At 51.5% G+C, this 1,162-nt stretch carries 1 protein-coding gene; it reads right to left on the bottom strand.

The features are described from left to right. Positions 1-22: 22 nt before the first annotated feature. Positions 23-1,054: an IS630-like element ISAhy2 family transposase gene (locus PG879_RS20430; protein WP_001809438.1), complete on the bottom strand. Its 1,032-nt coding sequence runs from the start codon at positions 1,052-1,054 to the stop codon at positions 23-25. Positions 1,055-1,162 lie beyond the last annotated feature (108 nt).

The raw sequence follows: 1,162 nt of genomic DNA on the forward strand, positions 1-1,162 counted from the left end.
TAAATAACTGATCCCAATAGTGCTACACCTTCGCTGTGCCATAGCCATTCCCCGGGAAAGGAGACACGGTATCCATGAAGTGTTTCACTCGGGCCAGCAGGTTTGCCATCCCTCTGCATTGATGATTGCGCGTGATGGTTTCATGTAACTTGTGCCATAGCCGTTCTATGTGATTAACCCAAGGGCTGTAAACTGGCTGGAACACCAGGCAGAACTTGGGATTCTTCTTCAACCATCGCTCGGTCTGTTTGCTTTTGTGAATGATGTAGTTATCGAGGATCAACGTGATGGTTTTGGCTCGTCGGTAGTGGTGGCGCAGCTTTTCCAGCATGGCAATAAACAGCGATGAGTTTTTCTTGATCCCGCTGACGTAAAGTACCCTTCCGTTGCCTGCGTGGAGAACGCCTGCCAGATAATGCTTGGCATTCTGCCCCGGTGTGACAACCCGCTTTTGCTGCGCTCTGAACATCCAGTCGGCTCCTAATTTGGGATTGAGGTCTATATCGACTTCATCCTCATAAAACACCGGATTATCGGCATCACAGCGGGCCAGCGCGGCGTCGATATTCGCCATTTTTTCCTGATAGGCTGGGTCTTTTATCCGCAAGGTCGGCACGGGCCTGCGCCAGACAATGCCCATACGAGGTAACCATCGGCGGAGCGTGGAGGCTGCCACATTGAGCCCTGTTAACCGATTGATTTTTATAGCCAATAGTTCAGTACACCAACGGCTGCGCTGATAACCAAAATCTTGCGGAGAAAACTGCATGAGCAGCACCAGTAGGGTGACAATCTTGGCGATAGGTAAGACTGGGGCACGGCCAGCCGGTAAGGCTTCTAGCGCATCTATGCCTTCATCTCGATACCACCGAAGCCAACGACCGATGGTCGAGCGCGCAGCGCCGGTAAGGTGATGAACATCGGTGATCGTGCGTCCTTCATGTAACAGCAAGATGGCCATCAAGCGACGAGCATGTCCTTTATCACGGGTGGCATGGATGATTTTGTGAATGCGGCGCCGTTGTGGTCGTGGCAGAGGTGGTAGGATAGGCATCAACTCAGTCCTTTGGGTGTGGCTTGTTTTGTTTAGCGACTAATCAGATCGCACAAACTGGACTGAGTTCCCTTCCTCCGGTGATCTACTATTCGGAACAGCTATTTA

The organism is Aeromonas sp. QDB63 (assembly GCF_027707425.1).
GTDB lineage: Bacteria > Pseudomonadota > Gammaproteobacteria > Enterobacterales > Aeromonadaceae > Aeromonas > Aeromonas caviae.